21 protein-coding genes are annotated in these 18,450 nt (G+C 61.0%); 2 read left to right on the top strand and 19 right to left on the bottom strand.

Features of this window, described 5'->3' with window-relative positions:
* Positions 1–2: 2 nt before the first annotated feature.
* Entirely contained in the window at positions 3–1,166 is a 1,164-nt protein-coding gene (gene dxr, locus FHE74_RS02710) for a 1-deoxy-D-xylulose-5-phosphate reductoisomerase (RefSeq protein WP_139464960.1), read from the bottom strand.
* Between the two features lie 115 nt (positions 1,167–1,281).
* Between dxr and FHE74_RS02715 the strand changes: the two genes are divergently transcribed.
* Positions 1,282–1,734, top strand: a complete 453-nt coding sequence (locus FHE74_RS02715) for a DUF2631 domain-containing protein (protein WP_139464961.1) — start codon at positions 1,282–1,284, stop codon at positions 1,732–1,734.
* Between the two features lie 106 nt (positions 1,735–1,840).
* Here the strand turns inward: FHE74_RS02715 and FHE74_RS02720 are convergent, their stop codons facing one another.
* The 7 genes from FHE74_RS02720 to rpsB all read right to left on the bottom strand — a co-directional run bounded on the left by FHE74_RS02720 (position 1,841) and on the right by rpsB (position 8,200).
* On the bottom strand, positions 1,841–2,533 hold the full coding sequence (locus FHE74_RS02720; protein WP_139464962.1) for a hypothetical protein: 693 nt from the start codon (positions 2,531–2,533) through the stop codon (positions 1,841–1,843).
* A 317-nt stretch (positions 2,534–2,850) separates the two neighbouring features.
* Positions 2,851–3,948, bottom strand: a complete 1,098-nt coding sequence (gene rlmN / locus FHE74_RS02725; protein ID WP_139464963.1) for a dual-specificity RNA methyltransferase RlmN — start codon at positions 3,946–3,948, stop codon at positions 2,851–2,853.
* A gap of 14 nt (positions 3,949–3,962) precedes the next feature.
* On the bottom strand, positions 3,963–4,874 hold the full coding sequence (locus FHE74_RS02730) for a phosphatidate cytidylyltransferase (RefSeq protein WP_139464964.1): 912 nt from the start codon (positions 4,872–4,874) through the stop codon (positions 3,963–3,965).
* Between the two features lie 60 nt (positions 4,875–4,934).
* Entirely contained in the window at positions 4,935–5,492 is a 558-nt protein-coding gene (frr, locus tag FHE74_RS02735; RefSeq protein WP_139464965.1) for a ribosome recycling factor, read from the bottom strand.
* 57 nt (positions 5,493–5,549) lie between these two features.
* The gene (gene pyrH / locus FHE74_RS02740; protein ID WP_218973315.1) at positions 5,550–6,236 is read right to left on the bottom strand and encodes a UMP kinase; all 687 of its coding nucleotides are present in this window, start codon (positions 6,234–6,236) and stop codon (positions 5,550–5,552) included.
* A gap of 167 nt (positions 6,237–6,403) precedes the next feature.
* Positions 6,404–7,231, bottom strand: a complete 828-nt coding sequence (gene tsf, locus FHE74_RS02745) for a translation elongation factor Ts (protein WP_139464967.1) — start codon at positions 7,229–7,231, stop codon at positions 6,404–6,406.
* A 150-nt stretch (positions 7,232–7,381) separates the two neighbouring features.
* A complete protein-coding gene (rpsB, locus tag FHE74_RS02750) occupies positions 7,382–8,200 on the bottom strand; it encodes a 30S ribosomal protein S2 (protein WP_139464968.1) in 819 nt (272 codons plus the stop codon).
* A gap of 347 nt (positions 8,201–8,547) precedes the next feature.
* Here rpsB and FHE74_RS02755 point away from each other — a divergent pair, with 347 nt between their 5' ends.
* Positions 8,548–9,003: a M23 family metallopeptidase gene (locus FHE74_RS02755; RefSeq protein WP_139464969.1), complete on the top strand. Its 456-nt coding sequence runs from the start codon at positions 8,548–8,550 to the stop codon at positions 9,001–9,003.
* Here the strand turns inward: FHE74_RS02755 and FHE74_RS02760 are convergent.
* The 11 genes from FHE74_RS02760 to FHE74_RS02810 all read right to left on the bottom strand — a co-directional run bounded on the left by FHE74_RS02760 (position 8,978) and on the right by FHE74_RS02810 (position 18,450).
* Entirely contained in the window at positions 8,978–9,811 is an 834-nt protein-coding gene (locus FHE74_RS02760) for a tyrosine recombinase XerC (RefSeq protein ID WP_139464970.1), read from the bottom strand. The genes FHE74_RS02755 and FHE74_RS02760 overlap by 26 nt on opposite strands.
* An 11-nt stretch (positions 9,812–9,822) precedes the next feature.
* The gene (gene dprA, locus FHE74_RS02765) at positions 9,823–10,965 is read right to left on the bottom strand and encodes a DNA-processing protein DprA (RefSeq protein WP_139464971.1); all 1,143 of its coding nucleotides are present in this window, start codon (positions 10,963–10,965) and stop codon (positions 9,823–9,825) included.
* Positions 10,952–12,445: a YifB family Mg chelatase-like AAA ATPase gene (locus tag FHE74_RS02770; protein ID WP_139464972.1), complete on the bottom strand. Its 1,494-nt coding sequence runs from the start codon at positions 12,443–12,445 to the stop codon at positions 10,952–10,954. Before FHE74_RS02770 ends, dprA begins: the two co-directional genes overlap by 14 nt.
* Positions 12,432–12,770, bottom strand: a complete 339-nt coding sequence (locus FHE74_RS02775) for a YraN family protein (RefSeq protein ID WP_139464973.1) — start codon at positions 12,768–12,770, stop codon at positions 12,432–12,434. Before FHE74_RS02775 ends, FHE74_RS02770 begins: the two co-directional genes overlap by 14 nt.
* Before the next feature lie 145 nt (positions 12,771–12,915).
* The gene (locus FHE74_RS02780; RefSeq protein ID WP_139464974.1) at positions 12,916–13,221 is read right to left on the bottom strand and encodes a DUF2469 domain-containing protein; all 306 of its coding nucleotides are present in this window, start codon (positions 13,219–13,221) and stop codon (positions 12,916–12,918) included.
* A 10-nt stretch (positions 13,222–13,231) separates the two neighbouring features.
* Entirely contained in the window at positions 13,232–13,855 is a 624-nt protein-coding gene (locus tag FHE74_RS02785; RefSeq protein WP_139464975.1) for a ribonuclease HII, read from the bottom strand.
* The gene (gene lepB, locus FHE74_RS02790; RefSeq protein WP_246049163.1) at positions 13,856–14,590 is read right to left on the bottom strand and encodes a signal peptidase I; all 735 of its coding nucleotides are present in this window, start codon (positions 14,588–14,590) and stop codon (positions 13,856–13,858) included.
* Positions 14,591–14,684: 94 nt separating this feature from the next.
* Positions 14,685–15,029 carry a 50S ribosomal protein L19 gene (gene rplS, locus FHE74_RS02795; RefSeq protein ID WP_139464976.1) on the bottom strand — a complete coding sequence of 115 codons (345 nt, stop codon included), beginning with the start codon at positions 15,027–15,029 and terminating at the stop codon, positions 14,685–14,687.
* Between the two features lie 107 nt (positions 15,030–15,136).
* Positions 15,137–15,811: a DedA family protein gene (locus FHE74_RS02800; RefSeq protein WP_246049164.1), complete on the bottom strand. Its 675-nt coding sequence runs from the start codon at positions 15,809–15,811 to the stop codon at positions 15,137–15,139.
* A 72-nt stretch (positions 15,812–15,883) separates the two neighbouring features.
* The gene (locus tag FHE74_RS02805; protein ID WP_139464978.1) at positions 15,884–16,174 is read right to left on the bottom strand and encodes a hypothetical protein; all 291 of its coding nucleotides are present in this window, start codon (positions 16,172–16,174) and stop codon (positions 15,884–15,886) included.
* Positions 16,175–16,260: 86 nt separating this feature from the next.
* On the bottom strand, positions 16,261–18,450 hold the full coding sequence (locus FHE74_RS02810) for a Tex family protein (RefSeq protein WP_139464979.1): 2,190 nt from the start codon (positions 18,448–18,450) through the stop codon (positions 16,261–16,263).

Here is an 18,450-nt window from a genome sequence, read left to right on the forward strand (position 1 = left end):
GCTTAGCGAGTCTCTCTCGAAATCAGCGTCCGTGCTTGCTCCCGCGCCTGCTTCTCGACGTCCTGAATCGCCTCGATGCTCGAGCACTCCACCGCGTATCCGTCCGCCTGGGAAACGACCTCGGCGACGATGTCGACGATCGAGGTAAACGGGATGCGCTTGTGGAGGAACGCCTCGGCAGCCTCCTCGTTAGCTGCGTTGTACACGGCTGGCAGGGTGGCCCCGTGACTAGCAACGTGACGAGCCAGCTCGATGGCCGGGAACGCCTCATTGTCCACCGGTTCGAACTCCCACTGCGAGGCCGCGGTGAAGTCCAGGGCGTGCTGTGCGCCATCGACGCGCTCGGGCCAGGCCAATGCATGGGCAATCGGGAGCAGCATGGACGGTGGCGAGGCCTGTGCGATGGTCGCCCCATCCTTAAAGGTTGCCATGGAGTGGACGATCGACTGGGGGTGGACGGTGACGTCAATGCGGTCTGCGGGAACGTCGAAAAGCAACGTCGCCTCAATCAGCTCCAGTCCCTTGTTGATCAAGGTGGCGCTATTAAGCGTGTTCATCTGCCCCATCGACCACGTGGGGTGGGCGGCGGCCTGCTCGGGCGTGACATCGCGCATCTGCTCGCGGGTCCAGCCGCGGAATGGCCCGCCCGAGGCGGTGAGCACGAGTCGGTCGAGCTCTGCCGTCGTGCCCGCACGCAGGCATTGCGCCATGGCGGAATGCTCGGAGTCGACCGGAATGATTTGTCCCTCGGCCGCCTGCTTGGTCACCCAGGTACCGCCAGCGACCAGCGACTCCTTGTTGGCCAGCGCGAGACGGCGGCCAGACTCGATCGTGGCCACAGTAGATCGCAGCCCCATGGATCCAACCAGCGCGTTCAGGACCACATCGCTGTCCTGGGACTGGACCAGCTCGTGCGGCTCGCGTAGAACTTTACCCCCCAGTTGCTCGCTAATTTCGCGTGCGCTGTCTTCCCGAGAAACCGCGACCTGGCTGGGTGACAAGCCAAATTCTTGGGCCTGGGCAACCACCGTAGCGGGATCAGAACCCGCTGCAGCAATACCCACCAGCTGGAAGCGCTGGGGATTTCGACGCAGGATGTCCAAAGCCTGAATGCCGATGGAGCCAGTAGATCCGAGAACAATGACGCGGCGTTGAGTATCAGTCACAACGGCTATTGTGTCATGCCTTTTAGGGGGTGCCTCGTCGCGCCCCGACACTAAGTGTGGAAGAATAGTCGCGAGTTATATCGCGCCGATTTGTCGTGTGTTAAAGGAGAACATCATGGCTGCGTCCCATTCAGAGAAGGCGTACGAGGTCCACAACGGGGTATCCACCCGCGATGTCCCGTCCGCAGCCTTCGGTTACAGTGCGGTCAGCCGCACTACCGTCCAGCTGGCCGGTTGGTTCAGCGTCTTCGTTCTGCTGATGTTCAACTTTGGTAACCACAGCGGACACGTGGAGACGATCTGGCTGTTCTCCCTGGCCGCCGTGATCGCCCTTGGCCTGATCCTGCACGCATTTGAGCCGAAGCTGTCCCAGGTGCGCACCCTGACCGGACACAACAAGCCGCAGGGCCACCAGGAGCCGGACTGGGCTTACCTGCAGAAGACCCTCTCGGGCCCCTACGCCGAGCTCAGCGACTCCAACCTGCGCGCCCTGAACATTGAGCCGTCCCGCGTGGCTCACCTGCGCTCTGGAGCCACCACCGGTTCGACTGCGGTCACCAAGGGTTAAATTCTTCCTGCTCTTCACGCGAGCAGATCACCAGGACCCGGCCCCAACACACATGGGGAACCGGGTCCTTTCTTATGCCCAGCGCAACCCGCGAATCTAGTACGAGTTACTGAGGCGGCAGCATGCTGGACAATTGAAGTAACCCCGATTCCACATCACGACGGGCGCCCTCAGCCGCATCGGTCGCGCTAAAAACCTCCGACGACCCCGCCTGCTGAAGAGCGTCGTCAAAGCCCTGCGCTAGACCATGAATGGGCTCCCACATTCCATCTGCCCCAAATGGAACCAAGGGCAAGGGCGATGGAGCAGCTCCCGTTTCAAAGGCCCCATGGGCGGTTTCCGTTAACTGATCAGCCGTTCCATTGATCTGAGCCGCCACGGAGAAGTCGACGCCATAGGATGCGGTCGCGTGATACGAGCGATGGTCATCGGACCACCCGAACTTTGTACCGATCACCCCTGGCAAGTGTGCGGTTCCAAAATCCTGCCGATACCCGTCGGCTGCGCGTGGGCTGGCCTGAGCCAGGTTAATGAGCACCAGATCGCCGGGGTTCTCTCGTTTCTTTGCTTCCAAAAATTTCACTGAATCGTACGTTGAGGTCGTCGAGTTACCCCAATGAGGCGCACTCTTAGTGTCTGTGAGCCCGTATCTAGAAGCTGTGTCGGTTATGGAAGCCGGGTATTTCCTGTATAGGTCGGTCGCGATACGGTCGTCGGAATTTCGAAGCATTGTTGCTGCCGCGGCGACATCTTCTGGGCTACCGACCCGAAAAACGAAATCAGCGATGTACATCTTCACAATCGAAAGCCCCGGACGCGACTCATGCTGATTGGCCGTTCCTACTTGATAACCAGTGGGCGTGTGGTGGAACGAGATTTGCGCGTTCGCTGGCGCCGGGAGAACCCCATGTTCCGCTCGTGGTACGGGAGATGCAGCAGCCACAGGCGCACCAGCGAACAGTGAAAATGTGGTTACGAGGACTAATGAAGGAAGTCCCAGCCGAGCCATGCAGAATCTCCTTTAACCAGAACCAAGCCAAGTTTCAGTCTATGGACAGCTTAAGCTCAGTTTCTGGTTAAGGTGGTGATTCTAACTACATCTTTGGGAGTGACTTTCTAACGCTCTTCCGCGGCCAGCTGGCCACACGCTGCAGCAATCTCCTGCCCCTTGGTGTCACGGACAGTACAGGTCACACCCTGCGCCCGGACTCGGCGGACGAACTCATCCTGCCGCGCCTTTGGCGAGGCATCCCACTTGGAACCCGGAGTGGGGTTCAACGGGATGAGATTGACGTGCACCTTTGGGCCCAGAGCTTGGTGGAGCTTGCGTCCCAGCATGTCCGCACGGAAGTCGTGATCATTGATATCGCGAATGAGTGCGTACTCAATGGAGACTCGGCGCCCTGACTTGTCGGCATAGTACCGAGCTGCATCAAGCACCTCGTCCACGGAGTACCGAGTGTTGATGGGCACGAGCGTATCTCGGAGTTCGTCGTCCGGGGTGTGCAGGGACACCGCGAGCGTGACTGACATATCCTCATCCGCCAGCTTGCGGATAGCGGGTGCTAGGCCCACCGTGGACACGGTGACGTTGCGCTGCGAGATGCCAAAGCCCTTCGGCGATGGCTCAGTAATCTGGCGGACCGCTGAGACGACGCGCTTGTAGTTCGCCAGGGGCTCACCCATGCCCATGAACACGATGTTGGACAGGCGAGAGTCCTCTGCGGCCATCATGGCAGCAGCTGCGCGTACTTGGTCGACAATCTCCCCGGTGGTCAGGTTGCGATCCAATCCACCCTGACCAGTCGCACAGAAAGGGCAGTTCATGCCGCAACCAGCCTGCGAGGAAATGCAGAGCGTGGCGCGGTCTGGGTAGCGCATGAGGACGGACTCCAGCAGGGTGCCGTCGTGAAGCTTCCACAGCGATTTGGTGGTCTGCCCGTCGTCAGTCTCGTGCTGACGCAGCGGATGCATAAGCTCGGGGAAGAGCTTTTCTGCCACCTCGGCACGCTTGGCCTGGGGCAGGTCGGTCATCGTCGAGGTATCGGCCTCGAAGCGACCAAAGTAATGGCGGGCGATCTGGTCGGCGCGGAACTTGGGCAACCCCAGCTCCCCCAACGCTGCGATCCGCTGCTCAGGCGTGAGATCGGCGAAGTGGGTGGGAGGCATGGTCGGGCGGTTCGGCGTGAACTGCAAGCGTGCTGGCTGATTCATCGCCCCCTACCCTACTAGCTAGCTAGTACACCTAACACTAGCCAGGTCATGGCGGCCGACGGCAGCATGCCGTCCAACCGGTCCATGACTCCGCCGTGCCCCGGCAGGAACCCCGACATGTCCTTGATGCCGATCTCGCGTTTGAATTGGGACTCGACCAAATCCCCCAGCGTGGCGCACAGCACCATGCCAGCTCCGAGAATGAGCCCGATCCACCAGTGCCCGCCAAGCAGGAACACTACACAGAGCACACCGGCGACAAGGCCGGCAATCATGGAGCCGGCGAATCCCTCCCACGACTTCTTGGGACTAATCGCGGGCGCCATCGGACGAGACCCAAACATCACGCCCGCCACGTAGCCGCCGGTATCCGAGGCAACCACGCAAATCATGAACGTGAATATGAATAGGCTGCCGGGAACGCCGAGATCGGATAGCCCCGAAATCATGGCCGCAAAAGCACCGAACAGTGGCACCCAAGCCAGGACAAAAATGGCAATGGCGGTATCGCGCAGATAGTTGACCGGTGCTCGCTGCCGACCGTGGTGGAAGAGCCGGCCGAACATAATCAGCAGCACGAGCGCCGAGAACGCTCCCAGTGCGCCTGCTGGCCCCAGAGGCCAGGAGGCCCAGATAATGGCCTGCCCGCCCAAAATCATGATGGTGCGGGGCATGATATAGCTGCGCTCGCGCAGCCGGGTGATGACCTCCCACATGGCCAGGCCGATAGCCAGAGAGACGAGCGGGTACCACGCTATCGGGCCCACGATGATGGAGAGGATGACCAACGCGCCCAGTCCGAGCGCCACGCCGATTGCCGTGGGCAGGTCTCTGCCAGCGGAGTTCTTGGGCTTGAGCCTATCGACCTGGATGATGGGTCCAATGCGCCCGACTACCGAGTCGTGCGCATCGTTTGTTAGCCCCATCAGGCTCCCTTTCGGTCGAAGTGAATTGGTCAGTGCGAAAAAGTGGCAAGGAGCAGAGGCTTAAACCTCCATCAGCTCCTTCTCCTTGGCGGCCACGACATCGTCCACCTTGGAAACGAAGGTGCCGGTGATCTTGTCCAGCTCGCCCTCGGCTGCCTTGACCTCGTCCTCGCCTGCGTCGCCATCCTTCTGCAGCTTCTTCAGCTGGTCCATTCCCTTACGGCGAATGTTACGAATAGCAATCTTGCCGTCCTCGCCCTTGGACTTGGCCAGCTTGACCATTTCCTTACGACGCTCCTCGGTCAGCTGCGGGATGGTCACGCGCAGTACCTGACCATCGTTAGTCGGGTTGACACCGAGGTCGGAGTTGCGGATCGCATTCTCGATCGCATCCATCGACGAGGGGTCGTACGGCTTGATGATCATCATGCGCGGCTCCGGAGTGGAGATGGTCGCCATCTGCGGAACCGGAGTCAGCTGGCCGTAGAACTCGGCAACCAGGCCGTTGAACATGTTCGGGTTAGCGCGTCCGGTACGGATGGTCACCAGCTCTTCGCGGGTGTGCTCCACAGAGGAGTCCATGTGCAGCTTGGCGTCTTCGAGAATCTCGGCGATCATTGTGGGGTGCTCCTTTAGGGGGTAAATAAGGCTTGCGATGAATGTAGCAGCTTAGGCCTAGGACTTGACCAGCGTGCCGATTTGCTCGCCGGCTACCGCACGCGCGATGTTTCCCTCAGTCAACAGGTTGAAGACCAGGATCGGCATGTCATTGTCCATGCACAGGCTAAACGCGGTGGCGTCTGCGACCTTGAGGTTCTTCTCAATGACCTCGCGCGGAGTAATGCGATCGAAGCGCTGGGCGTTTTCATTGACCTTGGGGTCGGAGTCATACACTCCATCAACAGCCTTGGCCAGGAACAGGACGTCGCAGCCGATCTCCAGAGCACGTTGCGCGGCGGTCGTGTCCGTAGAGAAGTACGGCATACCCATACCGGCGCCGAAGATGACGACGCGCCCCTTCTCCAGGTGACGGTCCGCACGCAGCGGCAGGTAGGGTTCAGCGATCTGCGCCATGTTGATCGAGGTCTGTACTCGGCAATCAACGCCCTTCTGCTGCAGGAAGTCCTGCAGGGCCAAAGCGTTCATGACCGTTCCCAGCATGCCCATGTAATCCGAACGTGCTCGATCCATGCCACGCTGCTGAAGCTGGGCGCCTCGGAAGAAGTTTCCTCCGCCAATCACGACGGCAATCTCCGCTCCCTTACGGGCAACATCCGCGATTTGCTCAGCGACGTTCTCCACCACGTCGGGGTCGATGCCTACTCGCCCACCCCCGAACATCTCGCCGCCGAGCTTGAGCATGACGCGCTTATATCCGGGCTTGTCTTCAGACACGGGCCTTGCAACTCCTCTTTCGCAGGGACGTAATTTTTCTGCCGTCCCATACTACCGCGTGTAGGTGCCATACCCCGACATCGCAAGAAACCCCGCCGATTGGTGTCGGCGGGGTTTACTAGCAGGGACCAGAATTAGTGCTGGCCAACCTCGTAACGCACGAAGCCAGTCACGGTGATGCCGGCCTCGTCAGCGAGCTGCTGAACAGTCTTCTTGTTGTCAGCCACGGACGGCTGCTCGAGCAGGACGGCGTCCTTGTAGAAGCCCTTCAGGCGGCCCTCGACGATGTTCGGGATAGCCTTCTCCGGCTTGCCCTCCTCGCGGGTGATCTGCTCGGCGATGGAGCGCTCCTTCTCCACGACCTCTGCCGGAACATCCTCACGGGTCAGGTACTGAGCCTTCAGAGCAGCGATCTGCAGAGCCACAGCGTGGGCACCAGCGGCAGCAGCCTCACCCTCACCGGTGTAGGCAACCAGCACGCCGACTGCCGGCGGCAGGTCAGCGGAGCGCTGGTGCAGGTACTGGGTAACGTTCTCACCCTCGAGGGTGGCAGCGCGACGCAGGATCAGCTTCTCACCGATCTTGGCGGAGAGCTCCTCGGTTGCGGTGGCGGCATCCTTGCCGTCGACCTCTACTGCAGCCAGCTCCTCCGGGGTGTTGGCCTTAGCAGCCGCGGCAGCCTCTGCGATGCGGTTAGCAAAGGTCTTGAACTCGTCGTTCTTAGCCACGAAGTCGGTTTCGGAGTTGATCTCCACGATGGTGTTGCCGGAGACAGCAACCAGACCCTCGAGGGCGTTGCGGTCAGCGCGCTTGCCCACGTCCTTTGCGCCCTTGATGCGCAGGATCTCGACGGCCTTGTCGAAGTCGCCGCTGGTCTCCTCGAGAGCCTTCTTGCAGTCCAGCATGCCGGACCCGGTCATCTCACGGAGCTTCTTCACATCGGCGGCAGTGTAGTTCGCCATTTCTGGGCGATCCTCCTTGTATCGAATCGTTACTCGCTTGTTTAGAGAGTAGTCCACATTGCGCGGGAGTGCCGGCAACGGGGTGCAAAAAGTCCCCAAGACCGCAAGCGTCGGTCGAGGGGACTCAAGAGCGCTTAATGAGAAGTGCTCTTACTTCTCCTGAGCAGCGTCCTCGGTGGAGGTAGCAGCTGCTGCAGCCTCAGCTGCGGCCTCGGCGTCAGCCTGAGCCTTCTCCTTGGTGTCACCAGCAGCTTCCTTCTGAGCTGCCAGCTGACGCTCCTCGCGGGAACGCTTTCCTTCCAGAACAGCCTCGCCCACGATGCGGGTCAGCAGCTTGGTGGAGCGGATAGCGTCGTCGTTGCCCGGGATCGGGAAGGTGACGTCGTCCGGATCGCAGTTGGTGTCCAGGATGGCCACCACGGGGATGTTGAGCTTCTTCGCCTCGGCGATGGCGATGTGCTCCTTGTTGGTGTCCACAACCCACATAGCCGACGGGGTCTTGGACATGTCGGAGATACCGCCCAGGACGCGCTCAAGCTTGGTGCGCTCGCGCGTAAGCATGAGCACCTCCTTCTTGCCGCGACCCTTGTAGCCGTCCTCAGCCTCGTCCATCGCACGGAGCTCCTTGAGGCGGCCCAGGCGCTTGGACACGGTCTGGAAGTTGGTGAGCATGCCACCGAGCCAGCGGTGGTTGACGTACGGCATACCGACGCGCTCGGCTTCCTCCTGCACGGCCTCCTGGGCCTGCTTCTTGGTGCCAACGAACAGGATGTGGCCGCCGTGAGCAACCGTCTCCTTGACGAACTCGTAGGCCTCATCGATGTAGGTCAGCGTCTGCTGCAGGTCGATGATGTAGATGCCGTTACGGTCGGTGAAGATGAAGCGACGCATCTTCGGGTTCCAGCGACGGGTCTGGTGGCCGAAGTGCACACCAGCGTCGAGGAGCTCACGCATGGTTACGACTGCCATGTGTCTGCTCTCCTTTGGAAAGTAGTTGGTTTTCGGTTGAATGATGTGTCCGGATTTTGTCTTGCCGTTAAACAAGGTTTGTCCGAACCCTGGCGACAAATCGGTGACGGCACCCTCAGGCTCATCTGCTGTGAAGGGACCAAGCCGAAACGCGATGACTCTTGCTTCGAGCCGACTGCCGCGCGAAGTCAATACGCCCGCATAAAACGGACATACTGCGTCGCCCACAATAGCTTGATTGCGCAGAGATCACCAATCGAGCGTTTTCCACAGTCCAGGTCTGCCCACCAGCAATTCCACAATTGCCCGGCCCCGGAAAGTCACCAGTGCGACCACACTCTCTAAGCATGAAACGCATAATCTCTGTCATCGCGCTCAGCGCGCTTCTGTGCGCGTACGTCGATCCGACAACGGGAGCTTCAGAACCGGGGCGAGTCCTCAAACCCGCATCCATTCCAGAGAAGAACTGGCAACGGGGTCACCGCGGTGTTGACCTCGCTCTAGACCAGGCCGGCGAGGTACTCGCGGCCGGCAGTGGCACCGTGGCTTTCGCCGGCGTGGTCGCCGGTCGCCCCTCAATTTCCATTGACCATCCCGACGGAATCCGCACGACGTACACGCCGGTTCATGCCCGGGTGAAGGAGGGCGATTCCGTCTCGGAGGGGCAGGTCATCGGCACGCTCGCACACGGCCATCCCGGGTTGCACTGGGGCGTTTTGAAGGGAAAGGACCACTACATCGACCCGCTTTCGCTTCTCGACGTCCCGGAGATCCGCCTTAAGCCCGTGGATGCGCGCGCTTGACCACGTCTTTGAGCCGCTGCGCCGATACGTGGGTGTAGATCTGGGTGGTCTGCAGGGAAGAATGCCCCAGCAGTTCCTGAACTACGCGCAAGTCGGCACCTCCCTCCACCAATGCTGTTGCAGCGGAATGCCTTAAGGCGTGCGGCCCGACACCGGCAGCGCGCTCGGTGATCCGTCGGACCTGGCGGACGTCGATACGCCCACCCCGGGCACCGAGAAAGAGAGCGTCGGGATCTTTGGTGGATACCAAGGCTTGGCGCTCGGTCTTGATCCAATTGCGCAGGGCCACGGCTGCGTGGTCCCCAAAAGGTACGACTCTTTGCTTGTTGCCCTTACCGGTTACGCGAGCGGTCTGCCTAGCAAAGTCCACATCCGCAACGTTTAAGCCTGCCAGCTCACTTACCCGCATGCCCGTGGCATAGAGCAGCTCAAGGATTGCGACATCGCGCACGCTGGCCTGCCCCATGCCCTCTATTACCTGGGCCTCCTGCACCACGGACGGCAAAGGGCGCTGGATCTTGGGGCTCTTCAACCGACCAGCCACATCGGTAGCAATGTGCCCCTCCTTCAGCGCCCAGGTGCTAAAGGCGCGGACGGCTGCGGTTCGTCGAGCCAACGTGGAACGAGACGCACCTGCTCGGGCGGAATCCGCGAGCCACGTGCGCAGTGCGCTCAGCGTGAATTCTCCGAAAGTCTCTACCTGATGGCACAGATCCACGAGATCGCTTCGATACCCGCGAATAGTTGCGGGCGAGCGCCCCTTCACCAACTCGAGATACTCACAGAAGTCCTCGATCGCCTCCTCCATAGATGTGCATCCTAGCTTCTCCCCCACGTGGTCCCATCGCGCCGCACTAGTCCGCGCGATTCCAGCTCCATCAGCAAGCTCACGCTCAATCCCACCGAAAGCCCTGCTGTGCGCGCGACCTCCTCGGTTGTTACCTGTTGGTGCGGGGACAAGGCGTCGTACACCCGCAGCTCATTGCGGCTGAGCCTCTGGACGGGCGTGGCTGCAAAGTCGAGCTCCAGCTGGGCATCCGGGTCCACGCTTCCAAGTGGCTCCACCAAGGCGCGGACGTCATCGGCGCTAGCCACGAGTTGAGCCTGTCCATTTCGAATGCGCATATGGCAGCCGACCGAACTGCCACTAGTGATGGGCCCGGGCACTGCCATCGCAACCCTGCCCAAGCCTTCGGCCCAGCTCAGAGTGTTGAGAGCCCCCGAGCGAAACGCGGCCTCCACGACCACAGTTCCCTGGCTTAACGCCGCGACCAGACGATTTCGGGTGAGAAAGCGGTGTCGATGAGGGGTCGTCTCCGGTGGATACTCTGTCACCACCGTGGCGCGGGCAAAGAGAGGCGCATTCACCTTGGGATAAGTTCGATCGATCCCACAGGCAGAAACCGCAATCGTCGGACCACCACTATCCAGTGCAGCTCGGTGCGCGATGGCATCGATGCCAAGGGCCCCGCCAGAAATGATCGTGTAGTGGCGAGACACCAGTCCCGTCACAAGGGCTTCTGTTGCACGCTGACCGTATTGCGTGGCAGCGCGAGTACCCACGATTGCCACAGCCTGGCGCGTCAATGTCGCCAGCGAGTCTCCCTTCACCCATAAGGCATGGGGTGCTACCGCATCGGATTGGTAGGTGCGCACGTGCTCGCTCACACCCGTAGCAGCAAAACCGAAGGCCGTGTCGAGGCATTCACTGGGCCATTCCTCGTCCTCAGGCGAGATCAACCGCGCGCCTTCATTGTGCGCGATCTCTAAGTCCTGCTGCGCTCGATCCAGCATGTGCCGAGAGGCCGCCTCCTTAACCAGCTCCTTGGCCCAGCTAGCGCCTGTCTTGATTCCACGGGCGATTTCATCGGCGTCAAAGCCCGCCTCCAGGGCGCGATTGACCTCTCGGCTTGGTCCCTCGAAGGCGCGTGAAAGATAGGCCCAGGATTTAAGCGAGCTCATGACTACCCCGCAGACTTACAGCCTCGAAAATGTGTTGCAGATTTGGTCGCGGTTCTTCTGCGAGGTCCGCCAGTGTCCAGGCCAACGCGAGTGCACGATCAATCCCCCGCTGGGTCAGTGTTCCGCGGTGAACATGTTCCGCCAGAGCTGCCATCCCCACATCGTCTGCCGGCGCATTCCGACGCAAAACTGGCCCCGGGATGCGAGAGTTTGCTCGTGCGGAAACCCCCATCTTCTCCCACCGCCGGTATGCCCGCTCGCGAGCAGCCAGGACGCGTTCTGCGATTGTCGATGAGCTTTCGTTTTCAGTAGAAAAGGCAGTCTGGGAAGTCGCGGTATGAGCCGTGATGTCTATGCGATCGAGGAGTGGGCCGGAAAGATTGCTGAGGTGCCGACGTCGATCCTGGGGCCGGCAGGTGCAGGCCACCGCGTCCTCTGCCCCGCAAGCACACGGATTGGCTGCCAGAATCAGTTGAAAGTCCGCTGGTAGCTCCGTCGAACGTACTCCGCGGCGCAGTACTACTCGACCATCCTGGAGCGGCGTGCGGAGGCAATCGAGGACTTGGCTGGGAATCTCCGAGGCCTCGTCGAGGAAGAGCACTCCACGGTGCGCGAGTGTGACCGCGCCTGGCAATATGCGCGATCCACCTCCAATCAAGCCTGCTTGCTTGACGCTGTGGTGCGGTGCGCAGAAGGGCACGTCCAGGCTCAGTTCCGCTCCGGTAATCGAACGCACTGCACACACCTCCAGGGCTTCCTCTTGCGTCAGGTCTGGAAGGATGCCGGGCATTCGCTCGGCGATCATGGACTTGCCCGATCCTGGTGGCCCAATCAGCAGCATGTGATGGGCGCCGGCAGCTGCTACCTCGGCAGCCTTTTTCGCCGAGGCTTGCCCTGCCACATCGGCAAAGTCCTTCGGATTGTCAGTTCGCGGAATGCTTTCTGGGCAGGCAGACGGGATAGACACGGAGCCGCATACATAGGCCCAGGCGATGGTGAGAGATGGCACCCCAATCACCTCGATTCCCGTAGCCAGCGCCGCCTCTGCAGCACAGTCGACAGGGACCACGATGTGGGTATAACCGGCATCGCGTGCTGCCAAGGCTGCGGGAAGAATGCCCGGGACAGCACGCACGTGGCCATCGAGGCCTAGCTCTCCTAGTACAACGGTGTGCTCCAAACGTTGCATTGCCTCCGTGTGCCCGGCAGACAAAATGGCCAGGCACAAGGCCAAATCGAAGTGAGCTCCTCGCTTGGGCACGTCTGCAGGAGAAAGAGACACGGTGATCTTTGTCTTCGGCCACTGGAGGTTGACGTTGGCAACCGCCGAGCGGAGCCGATGTTTGGCCTCCTTAACAGCCGCATCACCCAGACCTACAACCTGAATACCGGGCAATCCAGCACCCACGTGTGCCTCCACCCTCACCAGGTGCGCCTCGACTCCCTCCAGAGCGACCGTGGCGCTTCTACCCAGCGCCATTTTCGACCCCCACATAACGGGTCAGCTCAAAGCCACTTCCACGGGCAATGAGCTCGACGACATCGAATCGCACGCTGTTCGCCGGGTTCTCAGCGAGGTATCTTGCGGCCGCCCTGCGCATACGGGCAAGCTTTCGGGCGGTGACCGCCTCTGCCCCGCCAAAGCCCCGACCAGAGCGGGTTTTTACCTCTACGAACACCACGGTGCCGTCGTGATCTCTGGCCACGATATCGATTTCGCCGCAGGGATAACGCACGTTGCGCGCAACCACCTGCTCGTATAGCTCGGCCGCTGCATCTTCGCCGCGCGTGGCTAAATCCTTCACCTCTGCCCTCCTCCATCAGGCTGAACCAAAATTTCTTAGACCCAGAATGGAGGCCGGGGCGAGGTGCGTGGAGGCGGTGGACGTCGAAAAGCGAAAAACTGTGGACAACACGCGTTATCCACAGCCTTGATCGAAAGGAGATTGCCTACTCGGGGAAAGTGAACTCCGGCTTGTCGAGCTCCTCGATGTTGACGTCCTTGTAGGTAATCACGCGCACGTAGCGTACGAATCGGGCGGAGCGGTACATGTCCCACACCCAGGCATCGGACATCCGGACTTCGTAGTACACGTCGGGGCCATCCGCATGCGGGATCAACTCGACGGCGTTGGCCAGGTAGAACCGGCGCTCCGTCTCCACCACATAGGAGAATTGACTGACTACGTCGCGGTACTCGCGGTAGAGAGACAGCTCGGCGTCTGCCTCGTAATTATCCAGGTCTTCTGCACTCACGGCGCGCCCCTTACTGTGACTCGGCCCATTCCGCGTGGGCGGTGGCAACGTTGCGGTAAGTGTATCGATGAATGGGGCTCGCTCCGTGACGGCGCACCGCGTCCATGTGCTTGACCGTTCCATATCCCTTGTGTCCGGCGAATCCGTACTGGGGATAAAGCTGATCCATCTGCGCCATAAGCCGGTCCCTGCTCACTTTGGCCAGCACGCTGGCCGCGGCAATGCACAGACAGTTCGCGTCCCCGCCGATGACGGGCAGATGCTCGGTTGCGAGCCCCGGAACGTGCCAGGCGTCGGTCAACACGTACCCGGGCGAGGGGGAAAGCCCGAACACAGCCTGACGCATTCCCTCGAGATTGATTGCGCTGATCCCGCGTCTATCCACGTCCTGCGGGCTGAAATGAACGATGTGATAGGCAACTGCCACTTCCCGCAGAACATCGAAGAGTGCTTCTCGACGCTTCGGGGTCAACTTCTTTGAGTCAGTCAACCCCTTCAGTTCCTCAACGGGCCCGCGGGGAAGGATGCATGCAGCGACTGTGACGGGACCCGCGCATGCACCACGCCCGGCTTCGTCTACTCCTGCGACGGGCCCTAGGCCAGCATGGTTGAGGGCGAGTTCAATTCGCTCCACTTAGGCTTGGATGTCGGGATCGTCCACGGACCCAATTCGGCTCAGCGGCAAAATGATGGCCTGAACCTTGCCCTTAATGTTCTCCTCCGGAATGGTGCCCTGGTGCTCATCCCCCAGGTGGTAGCGCGAATCCAAGGAGTTGGTCCGGTTATCGCCCATCATGAAGTAGTGGCCTTCCGGGACGGTGACCGGCCCGAAGTAGGGGCCGCCACAGGCCTCGGAGCCGGTAGCAGGATCGACCGGATAGGTAGGCGGCTGCAGGATGAACGACTGATCCGTGGGCTTGCCGTCAACCATCACCGCGGGATCCCCCTCCTGGCAGCTGACGGTTTGGCCACCCTGCGCGATGATGCGCTTGACCAGGTTGTTCTCATCCGGCGCTACCAGACCCACATAAGAACCGACGGTCTGCAGCCCCCGAATGACGGGATTCTGGGAACGATGACTCTCAAAGCCCACGTCCCAAGAATCCGTGCCTTCGAAAACAACAACGTCACCCGGCTCCGGGTCGCTGAGGTAATAGCTGACCTTCTCCACGGCGATGCGGTCTCCCGTGCACCCTTGGCAGCCGTGCAGGGTCGGCTCCATGGACGCACTGGGGATCAAGTACACCCGCCCGATGAACGTTTGCAGGATGACCATGATCACCATGGTCGTCACGATGATGATCGGGAACTCGATGTACCAGGGCAGAACCTTCTTCTCGGCAGTGCCCTGTGCCGCACTTGTACTCACGAGCGGGAATCTTATCAGCCGAATATGACAACGGGGCCCCGACCTCGAAGTGAAGTCGTGGGCCCCGTTACTGCCACAGAGTGGGCGCGATGTATTAGCGCTTCTCCTTGATGCGGGCAGCCTTGCCGCGCAGCTCGCGCATGTAGTACAGCTTGGCGCGACGCACATCACCGCGACGGGTGACCTCGATCTTGTCGATGATCGGAGAGTGAACCGGGAAGGTACGCTCCACACCGATGCCGAAGGAGACCTTGCGGACGGTGAAGGTCTCGCGGATGCCGCCACCCTGGCGACGCAGAACGAAGCCACGGAAGAGCTGGGTACGCTCGGTGGAACCCTCGATAACCTTCACGTGCACGTCGAGGGTGTCGCCGGGACGGAAGTCGGGAACATCGTTGCGCAGGCTAGCTGCATCAATCTTGTCGATGATGTTGGTCATCACAATTTCCTTTAAATGTCAGGACAGAGGACCCTGGCGGCCGCTCAGGCGGCTCAACCGGTTCGTATCCGTTTTCAATGAACTGCGCAATTCTTTCATACCCAGAGCTAGGAACCCAAATTGCGCTGACGACGCCACACCTGGAAGAACAACACCGCCAACAATGCCAGGGTCACCCACAAAAGGTACTTGTCCACAAGCTTGATCACGTGCAGCACGGGCTCGCCATAGATGAACCCCAGATACCCCATGACCCCGTTGACCACAGCGATGGAGCACAGGTTTAGCGCCAGGAAAATCCAGAACGGCACCCTCTGCACACCGAGCAGCGCGTTGAGAATGGTGTTGGGAACCGGACCTGGGCAGTATCCGAGCGGGATCAACCCCATGGTCCACGCGCTTGCATGTTTGCCGTCGACAAGCTTGTCCGCCGCCGACTTCAGCCGCGGCGAGTGCGAGACCGACATGTCGATAAACTCGCGCCCCCACCGTCGCCCCAGGAAGTAATAGAGGATCTGGAACTTGATGGCTCCGAGCATAGTGAGGGCAACGTATCCGATGACGCTGCCGTTGCCCACAGAGGCATTTGCCCCTCCGACGACCGCGCTTGTATAGCCACCACCCAGGATCGTGTACGCGTACGGATGAGTAAGCAGCCATCCTCGCAGCGGAATAAGCACAAATCCGTACACCACCATGAACATCAAGCCCGCCATGAGCACCATGTCCACGCGCGTGGGGCGCTCCAGGAACGCCGGCAGTTGCGGTTCGCGAGAGGTCACAATGAAAGTCCCTAAAAGTAGACAGAAAAAAGCCGCACGAAGTATATATCGTGCGGCTCGTGTTAGACGGCTCTAGTGCTCGTCGTAGTGGTCACCATGTGCGGCGTGGCGGTGTCCATCGTGGAGGTAGTCCACGTGGTCGCCGTGCTGGATAGCCTCGTGGCCGCAGTCCGGGCCGTGCTGGTGATCGTGCTCAGCGTGGATCTCGTGGCCCTCAGTGGTGCACTCGTCCCAGTGGCCGTCGTGCTCGCGGTGGATGTGACCGTCGTGCACGTAGTCCGTGTGGTCACCGTGGGTGAAGGACTGGTGTCCGCAGTCCGGACCGTGAACGTGGGCGTGATCTTCGTGGATTGCGTGGGTCATGAGCTTTCTCCCTGCTCTCGTTTTCAATGCGTTGTCAATAACGATATACCGTACCCACTTCGTTTTCAACTCTTTTTCAAAAAGTCTTAAAAACCCGCTCCACGCAGGGCTTGTGCCATCGTGGAGTTAGGCAGATCGCGCTTGCTGCTCTTCTTTGGTTGCCGCTTCTTCGTACGCGGTTTGTCCTCCCCCGAGCGCATGCTCAGCGAAATCCGATTGCGCTCTACATCGACGTCAAGAACTCGAACCTGCACGACCTGACCCGAACGGACCACCGCATGCGGATCCTTCACAAACGTGTCTGCCAACTGCGAGACATGAACCAACCCGTCCTGGTGAACTCCGATATCCACAAAGGCTCCGAAGGCCGCCACGTTGGTCACCGTGCCTTCGAGCCGCATCCCCGGCTTGAGATCCTTGGGGGTATGCACACCTTCGTGGAAGGTTGCCGTGCGGAACTCGGGACGCGGGTCACGCCCGGGTTTGTCCAGCTCAGCGATGATGTCACTGACCGTCGGTACTCCATACTGCTCATCAGCAAAGTCCTCAGCCCGCAGCTTGTTCAGGGCCGCGGAGTTACCAATCAGGCGCTCCACGCTCAGCCCGGTCGCTGCGGTAATGCGATCAACCACCGCATAGGACTCGGGGTGCACACCGGAAGCATCAAGCGGGTTGGCCGAACGCGGAATGCGCAAGAAGCCAGCACACTGCTCGAAAGCCTTGGGGCCCAGGCGGGGGACGTCGAGAAGCGCAGTGCGTGAGCGGAAGGCACCGTGCTCGTCGCGATGCGCCACGATCGAGTGCGCCACAGAGCCGGAGACACCGGCGACGCGCGCCAACAGCGGGGCGGACGCCGTGTTCACATCCACGCCGACCGCATTCACGGCATCCTCCACCACGGCATCCAGGGTGGTGGCCAGCCGAGTCTGGTTGATGTCGTGCTGGTACTGGCCCACGCCGATCGACTTCGGGTCGATCTTGACCAGCTCGGCGAGCGGGTCCTGCAAGCGGCGAGCGATCGACACGGCTCCGCGCAAGGAGACATCCATGTCCGGAAATTCCTCCGCAGCAATCTCCGAAGCCGAGTACACCGAGGCACCCGACTCCGAGACAGTCACCGCGGTTGCCGGCAGCTCGCGCGCCAAGCGGTCGGTCTCCCGCGAGGCCGTACCGTTGCCCACAGCCACCAGATCCACCGCATGCTTTGTGCACAGACCAGTCAGCGTCTGCACGGCCGCGTCCCACTTGTTCTGCGGCTGATGTGGATAGACGATCGCGGTGTCAAGCACCTTGCCGGTGGCATCCACAACCGCGCACTTGACTCCATTGCGGTACCCCGGGTCCAACCCAAGAGTGGTCCGCTCCCCCGCCGGCGCGGCGAGCAACACATCCCGCAGGTTGGTGGCAAAGACTTCTAAGGCGGCTTCTTCGGCACGCTCCTTCAGGCGCATGCGCACGTCCAGGCCCGCCGAGATCAGCAGCTTCGTGCGCCAGCCAAAGCGCATGGCATCCTTGACCCACCCGGCGCGCTCGAGTCCCGCGTGCCGGGCAATGATCTCCTCGTAGGTCTCCTCCTCACCCGGGTCCAGGTGAAGGCTCAACACGCCCTCGGCCTCGCCACGCAACAGGGCCAGGATGCGATGCGAGGGCAGGGTGTCAAAGGGCTCGGAGAAGTCGAAGTAATCCTTGAACTTTGCGCCCTTCGTCTCCTGGCCTTCGACCACGCTGGAGCGCATCGTGCCGTGTTCGAACATGGTCTCACGGACCTCTCCGACCAGGTCAGCGTTCATCGCCAGCCGGTCGATGAGGATGGCCCGCGCTCCGTTCAGGGCCTCCTTCTCGGTGGCAAATCCTTCCACCAGGTACTTCTTCGCGACAGTGACGTCGTCAGAGGCAATCAGCTCCTCGAGCAACTCCTCGAGCCCGGCCTCGCGCGCCACATCGGCCTTGGTCTTGCGTCGCTTCTTGTACGGCGCGTAGATGTCCTCCAAGCGGGCCTTAGAGTCGCACTCCTCGATGCGGGTGCGCAGCTCCTCGGTCAGCGCATTCTGCTCGGCAATCGCCGCGAGCACTGTTTCCTTGCGCTCGGCCAGCTCGCTGAGATAGGCCCGGCGCGTCTCGATGTGGCGCAGCTGCCCATCGTCCAGACCGCCGGTGGCTTCCTTGCGGTAACGGGCGATAAACGGCACGGTGTTACCGCTAGCGAGCAATTCCAGCGCGGCCGAAACCTGGTCCGGGCGCACATTCAGTTCTGCGGCAATGGTCTGCGAGATCAT

This window comes from Corynebacterium tapiri (assembly GCF_006334925.1).
GTDB classification, from domain to species: Bacteria; Actinomycetota; Actinomycetes; order Mycobacteriales; family Mycobacteriaceae; genus Corynebacterium; species Corynebacterium tapiri.

What these genes read in the sequence shown, in the direction of transcription:
- FHE74_RS02715 (WP_139464961.1), top strand. Translation starts at nt 1,282, where the DNA reads ATGGCTGCGTCCCATTCAGAGAAGGCGTACGAGGTCCACAACGGGGTA.
- rlmN (WP_139464963.1), bottom strand. Translation starts at nt 3,948, where the DNA reads ATGAATCAGCCAGCACGCTTGCAGTTCACGCCGAACCGCCCGACCATG.
- FHE74_RS02730 (WP_139464964.1), bottom strand. Translation starts at nt 4,874, where the DNA reads ATGGGGCTAACAAACGATGCGCACGACTCGGTAGTCGGGCGCATTGGA.
- frr (WP_139464965.1), bottom strand. Translation starts at nt 5,492, where the DNA reads ATGATCGCCGAGATTCTCGAAGACGCCAAGCTGCACATGGACTCCTCT.
- pyrH (WP_218973315.1), bottom strand. Translation starts at nt 6,236, where the DNA reads ATGCTCAAGCTCGGCGGCGAGATGTTCGGGGGTGGGCGAGTAGGCATC.
- tsf (WP_139464967.1), bottom strand. Translation starts at nt 7,231, where the DNA reads ATGGCGAACTACACTGCCGCCGATGTGAAGAAGCTCCGTGAGATGACC.
- rpsB (WP_139464968.1), bottom strand. Translation starts at nt 8,200, where the DNA reads ATGGCAGTCGTAACCATGCGTGAGCTCCTCGACGCTGGTGTGCACTTC.
- FHE74_RS02755 (WP_139464969.1), top strand. Translation starts at nt 8,548, where the DNA reads ATGAAACGCATAATCTCTGTCATCGCGCTCAGCGCGCTTCTGTGCGCG.
- FHE74_RS02760 (WP_139464970.1), bottom strand. Translation starts at nt 9,811, where the DNA reads ATGGAGGAGGCGATCGAGGACTTCTGTGAGTATCTCGAGTTGGTGAAG.
- dprA (WP_139464971.1), bottom strand. Translation starts at nt 10,965, where the DNA reads ATGAGCTCGCTTAAATCCTGGGCCTATCTTTCACGCGCCTTCGAGGGA.
- FHE74_RS02770 (WP_139464972.1), bottom strand. Translation starts at nt 12,445, where the DNA reads ATGGCGCTGGGTAGAAGCGCCACGGTCGCTCTGGAGGGAGTCGAGGCG.
- rplS (WP_139464976.1), bottom strand. Translation starts at nt 15,029, where the DNA reads ATGACCAACATCATCGACAAGATTGATGCAGCTAGCCTGCGCAACGAT.
- FHE74_RS02805 (WP_139464978.1), bottom strand. Translation starts at nt 16,174, where the DNA reads ATGACCCACGCAATCCACGAAGATCACGCCCACGTTCACGGTCCGGAC.
- FHE74_RS02810 (WP_139464979.1), bottom strand. Translation starts at nt 18,450, where the DNA reads ATGATCTCGCAGACCATTGCCGCAGAACTGAATGTGCGCCCGGACCAG.